Here is a 6,531-nt window from a genome sequence, read left to right on the forward strand (position 1 = left end):
TCTTAGGTTATGCGTCAAGTGTCCTTTTAGCTGGAAGATACTGATCGTGGGGGCTTTTCAGCTCTGACCGGTGTTTCGAGTGTATCTTTGGCTCCGCAACTCTCTTGGGGCCGTCAATCAGGCACATTCGCGACGGAAGCGATAGTTGCCCTTTGATACGCGCATGGCCTTGGCAATCGCCTTATTGATGTCATCGAGATTGCAAGTTTCCGGATGGAACTTGCGGCCTACCCATCGCCGCATGGCTTTGTGCTCATCATGCTCAGGATCGAGCCAGGCGTCGAGGAAGTCGGCATAACCTGAAGTTCCTCCAACATCTTCTGGAGGCCCGGACCGTTTGCCGGCAATGCAGCGGGGATATTGCACACCTTCCTCGCGGGCGACGCGCTCCAGACGCAGCAGATGACGCCAATTATCGCCGAAGTCGTATTCGTAGAGGATCGTCAGAGCGCTTTCGTCGCGGTCGTACGGGAAGTGAAGGTCGATCATTCTGACCTCGGTCGCCTCAAAGGTCCGGCTGTCTGACAGACCGTCCTCATCGAACTCCGGGGCGCCGTAGATCAGACCGCCGATGTTGAACTGATGCAGATGACTGTCGGTCCAGCCGAAGGCAGCCTGCAGCACTTCGTGGAGTTGGGCGAGGTTGAGAGTGATTGGCAGTTCGAGAGTGCGGCTGATCTCGGGATCGATGTCGAGGATATGAACCTCGGCGCGCACGATGAAGCTATCTGGGTCAAACGGGTCGAGCATATCGGGATCATGCCGGGCATAATGGTCGCACGCAATGGATGAGCCAGCAATTGTTGAGTGTGGCGACACAAAGTACTCCGTGATCGCGATCAGGATTTTGGTCCGCGCGGGATAGGAACGGGTTTCATGCCGCGATCGCGTTCGGCAACAAGGCGGGCATTATGACGTTTCTGCCGCTCAACCTCCGTTTCGGCTTCGAGGATGCGCTTCAGTAGGACGGCATTTTCCGTCACCATACGCCGCTCCTCGATCTGCAAGACCTGGATCAGAGCGCGCTGCTGGGCGAGTTTGTCTTCCCAGGCCGCCAGCTTCTCGGGGACGATCTTGCGATCGCTGGCGCGACGCAACTCGTCGATCATCGAGCGGTGGTTGGTGTAGATGGCGTTGCGGCCGACACGCGCTTCGCGTGCGAGCGTGGCAACGGTCAGACGGTAGGATCGCTTTTGCAGGTCCGGGTGTGCGGGCAGTCCCTTCACCAGGCGCTCCAGAGCCTCCCGCAGCTTGCGGTCGGTGTTGCGCAGGCGTTTTTCCTGCGGCGTCAGCGCCGGTGTTTTTCTGGATTTACGCGCCATCGCGACCATCCTTTCCATGATCGAGTTCGCCGAGGATGCGATCGCATTCGGCGATCCGTGTTTCCGCAACCCTGCGGCTGACCGGGTCGAGGCCAGGATGAGCGAGAAGATCGGCATTGCGGTCGCGGCGCGCCTGCCAGACCGGTCGATGCCGGGCCGTGACGGCAAAGTTGGCGCAGGTGAGACACGTGCTTTCAGTCCGCAGCGCGGGGTTGGGTCCTTTCTCGTCGCCGAAGCAGGCAGCCGTTTCGACGCGGTAGACACAATAGCCCCAGTCGCAGACCCCGAGGCGGAGGTCCGTTTCTTCCATCAGGAAACGGACATAAGCCTGGACATCGCCGTCGCGTGTGCGCCCGCGGAACTGTGAGCGAGCGGCAATCATGCGTCCACCCTTGCCGGCGAGCGTCGTCGCCGTCAGCACCTCTTCCAGGGCGGCGCGGGTTTCTTCCCGGGTATGCCGATCGATCAGGTCGTCAAGCGCGAAGTCGGTTCCGACATAGCCACGATCGGTCATGGCCCGGGTCACATGGCCGAAGTGCGCCTGAAGCGCATGTAGTCCGGTGCGGTCGCGTTTGCCGACAAAGCGCGCAAAGGTCTTTCGGCCCTGATGGGTGTTCAGATGCCAGGGCTCGCCCTCGTGGTCCGGCAGGCCGATGAACGGTGCGAACAGATCGTTCAGCCGCCGTATGATCGTGGAGACGACGGGCAGGTCAGTTCTCGCAGCGGGACCGACAAGGCCCGTGCTGGCCATCACCAGAAAGAGCTCGGATCGCCCGCTTTGGGCCCGCAGGCGAGCGGTCAGTCGCTCCATGACCAAGACGGCCCGTTCGACGGGCGCTGGAGCAACCCAGCGGTGGGCTTCGCCGTCGACGCCGCCCGCCGTCTTGTAGATCTGGCCGGCGAGATAGGCGAAGCTCTCCCTGCCATCACTGGCAGGATGCTGCTCGATGCAGCCGACCTGAAGGCCAAGGATCTCCGAGACGCGGGCGCCGACCAGATAAGCGATGACGACAAAGCATGCGTCGTAAATGCGATCTGCAAGATACCGCACCTGCTTAGTGCTGGTGATAGGCGCTTCATGCCAGGGAGATTCCTCTCCGGACAGGGTCGAGAAGGTAAACTCCCTGATCGCGTCGGTCGCGACGAACCCGGCCTTCGTCTGGCTGATGCCCCTGGCAAGGGCATCATCATACGCAACCTGCGCCTGCGTTTGCAAAGCGATGACTTCGTCCGCCGGCTGTTCGATCAGCCGCAAGGCCGCCGAGACCAATGGCACGGCGACCGCGTCCGGTGTATAGGGAAGCCAGCCTCGGTCATGCCGAACGAACGGCGGCACTGTCCCTGGGAATGGATCATCAATTGCCACTTCCGGGAACTTCGATCCTTGGAGATACAGAAGCGTCAGCAAATTTGCGTAGTGTTGCAGGGTCATGGCCGACAGCGCCTTGCCCGGCTTGCTGCCAGGACGCTGCGCCATCGCCGCTAAGAACCTATCGCTGCCATCGCGGTCGAGATCGGCGAAGCTGCGGTACCCTTGCGCCGCCATCCAGCGGATCAGCGTCCTCTGCATATTAAAGACGCGGACGATCGTCGAATCGTGAACGTTGCGGCGGCCTGCAGGCGGGTCCAGCTTCAGGCTCCACAGGAACAGTTTGGCCGCCTCTCGCCAGTCAGCCCATTGCGGATCGCTGAACCGGCTGTCGTCGGCCAGGGCAAATCCCCAGTCGAGCGAGAAGTCACTCCGGTTTGCGCCGGGGCGATGGCCGTCGAGATGCCAGACCTGGTCTGACCATACCGAGCGCGCCGATATCCGAAGCGCTGGCCTTGCCGTGACTGCAAGATCAGGTGCTGTGGACGCTTGCATCGCTCACTCCAGCTCCGGCAGGATTGGCAGAGCCAACATTCGACCTTCGGCCTCCGCACGCAGCGAGGGCGGGAAGTCGGGCAGGATGTCGTCGGTCAGAATGCGCAGGCTCGGCGCATACAGAAGCTCGAAGCGGCGCGGATCGATGCGCTTACGCGCACGCTCCAGTTCGCCGATCGCTCGAAGGATGCGCGCCATGTGCTCCGCATCGATCGGGATGACCAGTCCCGGGCAGCGCAGGCATCCGCCGAAGTGCCGGCAGATCCTGCCAGTCGCCGATCCAGGCGCTGTGCCAGTGGCCGGGTTGAGGCAATCATGGCTGAACGGAGCCGTCGCATCGTTCGCCAGCGCAATGCTGTCTCGCTGCGCCTGATCTTGCGGGTCAGCCTTCGCGCCGAGGATCCAGCCAAGCATCAGCCCCTGCAATCGGACGATGGTCTCGCGCTGGATGCGGCGTGTCTGAGGTCCCTTGATATAAAGCTCAGTCGTGTCGGCGCGAGCGTGATTGAGCACGTCTTGTGTCGCGACGATGTCGCCGCCGGACGCCTTGTAATATTCGGTGGCGACGCTGCCCCGCAGCAGAACGGCGGCAAAATCCGGCAAGAGTTGGCGTGCGCGCTCGGGCGCCGCCTTGTTCCAAATGGATATCCGGGCATTCGAGCGTTTGATGAACGCCTTCAGGGCATGCGACAAGGTCGCCTCCACGACGAGCGTCACCGCGTCCTTCTTCTCGCTCTTCACCAGGAATAGCCGGTTGCGATCCTGGCGGCTGGCCCGGGCCGCGAGCGGCGCGGTCATCGCCAGCAATTTATCGATTAAGTTCGGCGCCGCATGTCGCCGACGGCGGTCGAAGGATCGCCGCTGCGCGCGCTTCACCTGCGCACCGGCCCGGGGCTTGGCCCATTCGACGATGATACGATGCTCATCGAGCGGATGCGCCACCTGGCAGTCGCGCGTCACCAGTCGCAGTGCATCCGGATTGCCCGCCGTCTGGATCGACAGCGCGATAAAGAATGCGACGACCGTTTCGCCGGTCAGGTGAAGATAACCGCCAAGGTGACGAAGGCCGCCATGACGATTGACCGCCGATATGTTGACGCCGCTGCGGATCGCAAGCGTCCGCGACGGCAGCACGCCGGCATTCACACCCGCAAGCGCCCGGACCAGGTGGCACAGCTCGGGATCGACGCCATCGACCGGGCCGCTCACAGCAAGGATGGTCCGTCCCGTTTCGAAGCGCTCCCACGCCTCGTCGATTTCCTCATAGCACGCGCCCAGGATCGCCTTGAGATCCTCCCCGCCAAGACGCGGTCGAGCGTCGGCATTGCGGTTCGGCCAGACCCGCAAGGGGAAGTCGATGCGGGCCGGCAGCCGCGACGGATGCCGGCGCTTGGTCCAGTCGATCATCTGGCGAAGCTGCATCAACACATTCGCCCGCGATCCCTTCGACCAGGGCTGGTTCGTCTGTCCTACAACCTGGCGATCCAGCCACGCGATGTAGCGCCCTACCATCGCACTGGTCAGATCGTCGGCGGACAGCACCTGGCCGTCCTCAGCCACAAAGCGCGCGAACGACCGCAGCGCCATCCAGCAATGACGCTGCGTGTCATGGCTCGAGGCGGCATGATGATGGCGGAAGGCATCGGCCAGAAGCATCGCGACGTCCAACGGCAAGCCGAGAGTGCCGGGATCGTAACGCTTTGTGACCTCGCCCCAGCCGTCGCGGAAGACGACGATGGTGTCGGCCGGCCGGTCCAGAACGATCGGTGTCGCAGCCGACAGCCGCCGGTCGATGTGCCCGCGTCTAACGGCCATCGGGGATCAACTCGCCATAGAGATAGTCGATGCTGTCGGCGAGTTCCCGGGCATTGAGCTCGACGCAGCGCAGGTAGATCGCCGTGCTCTGGATCGAGCTGTGCCCCAGCAGAACCTGCACGATCTTCAGCGGATTGAGGTCCGGCGTGGTCAATCCCTGCCGCTGCAACCGCACCAGCATCGTCATCGCGAATGTGTGCCTCAGATAATGCAAGGTTCCCGTCACACCGGCCGCCCGGAAGGCCTCAGCAAACACCGCCGTCAATCGCGCCTTGCTGACGGCGTTTCCCTGAAGGTTGAGAAAGAGCGTGGAGGGCGGCCGATAATCCGGTCGCTGGCGCCGCAACGCCCGGACCTGCGGCGTGCGAACCTCGTCGATATAGCGCTGCGTGCGGTCGACCAGGCGGATCGGCGGGTAGATCGTGCGCGGCTTGTCACCCTTGGTGATTGTCAGCGGCACGCCGATCAGAGGATGATCGTCGTCATCCAGATGCGCCGTCTCCGGAACCTGGAAGACGGCAAGGCCGCAAAGCTCCTTGCGCCGCAATCCCGTCGCCAGCGCCCATTCCGCCATCAACCGGTAGGGCATCTCGAGATGCGCAAACACCCGGCGCAACTGATCGACACGCAACGGTCTCGGCAGACGTTCGTGCTCGGCGACCGTCAGGATATTCGCCGCCATGATCCCCGGACGCCCATCCACATGCGCCAGGAATGATTGTCGCCGGCCGGAGCCCACTCGAACGTCGACGAACTGGAACGGCAGACTCTCGATCCAGCCGCGGCCCTGGGCCCATGCATAGAACCGGCAGACCGTACGGACCCGATCGTTCACCGTCGAGCGCGCGTATGGCCGTTTCGTATGCGGGCTCGGCTGTGACAGCATGCGATTGCGCCAGGCCGCAATCTCCGCCTCGCTCACACCGCGCCAGTCGAGACCGGATTGCTCCAGGCTGTCGAACCAGTCATGCAAGTGCTCGCCGTAAGTCCGGATAGTTTCCGCGGCGTGGCTACGACCGGGAATCGTCGCCAGTTCCATCAGCCAGGCAAACGCCGGCTCGATGATCGACATCCGTTCCGACACCAAAATTGGAAAGCCGGCCGGGATTGCGGCATAACCCATCGCCGCCCTGATGATCCGCACCACGATCTGTCCTCTTTGCCCGCCGTCGCTCAAAACAACAAAAGACATCAGCAGGACCCAAAGCCCTGCCCAGCAACAAAGAAGACAGTTTCTCGAACCGGATGTTATCTTGAGCGGAGCGCCTTCGGCGCACTCTTCTCTTTTGAATGCGAGGGGTTCCCCTCGCGCTCTCCCGTTCGCCACGTGGCAGGGGTGCAGGACTTCGCCTGCACCCCATCAAAAAAGCTTGTGGTGTCGCCGCCGCCTCAAGTGTTGTCCTCGCTACGCTGCGGGAACACTTGACCCGGACGTCCGTGTGCCTTCCTCGATATGCCCCGCGAATATGGCCCACAACCATGACGGTCATACGAACTCAACAGGACAGTTGCGACGCAGAACCTAACATG

The 6,531-nt window shown here is 62.5% G+C and carries 5 protein-coding genes; all 5 read right to left on the minus strand.

All coding sequences use genetic code 11. The features are described from left to right. Window positions 1-117: 117 nt before the first annotated feature. Window positions 118-750: a plasmid pRiA4b ORF-3 family protein gene (locus tag C1A35_RS35440; RefSeq protein WP_050746828.1), complete on the minus strand. Its 633-nt coding sequence runs from the start codon at window positions 748-750 to the stop codon at window positions 118-120. Window positions 751-839: 89 nt separating this feature from the next. Then, window positions 840-1,331, minus strand: coding sequence for a hypothetical protein (locus C1A35_RS35445; protein WP_234823143.1), 492 nt, complete (start codon window positions 1,329-1,331; stop codon window positions 840-842). Then, complete coding sequence (locus C1A35_RS35450) at window positions 1,312-3,186, minus strand: integrase (RefSeq protein ID WP_050746829.1); 1,875 nt, start codon at window positions 3,184-3,186, stop codon at window positions 1,312-1,314. Before C1A35_RS35450 ends, C1A35_RS35445 begins: the two co-directional genes overlap by 20 nt. Before the next feature lie 3 nt (window positions 3,187-3,189). After that, window positions 3,190-4,842 (minus strand): hypothetical protein, encoded by a 1,653-nt coding sequence (locus C1A35_RS35455; RefSeq protein WP_234823144.1) that lies wholly within the window; start codon window positions 4,840-4,842, stop codon window positions 3,190-3,192. Window positions 4,843-4,990: 148 nt separating this feature from the next. Continuing rightward, the gene (locus C1A35_RS35460; protein ID WP_234823145.1) at window positions 4,991-6,145 is read right to left on the minus strand and encodes a tyrosine-type recombinase/integrase; all 1,155 of its coding nucleotides are present in this window, start codon (window positions 6,143-6,145) and stop codon (window positions 4,991-4,993) included. Window positions 6,146-6,531: the final 386 nt, after the last annotated feature.

Origin of the sequence: Ensifer adhaerens, from assembly GCF_002940685.1 — a bacterium.
GTDB lineage: Bacteria > Pseudomonadota > Alphaproteobacteria > Rhizobiales > Rhizobiaceae > Ensifer > Ensifer adhaerens_E.

Bases quoted from the DNA above. Each gene is read 5' to 3' on its own strand.
- C1A35_RS35445 (WP_234823143.1), bottom strand. From the start codon at position 1,331: ATGGTCGCGATGGCGCGTAAATCCAGAAAAACACCGGCGCTGACGCCG.
- C1A35_RS35440 (WP_050746828.1), bottom strand. From the start codon at position 750: ATGCTCGACCCGTTTGACCCAGATAGCTTCATCGTGCGCGCCGAGGTT.
- C1A35_RS35455 (WP_234823144.1), bottom strand. From the start codon at position 4,842: ATGCTTCTGGCCGATGCCTTCCGCCATCATCATGCCGCCTCGAGCCAT.
- C1A35_RS35450 (WP_050746829.1), bottom strand. From the start codon at position 3,186: ATGCAAGCGTCCACAGCACCTGATCTTGCAGTCACGGCAAGGCCAGCG.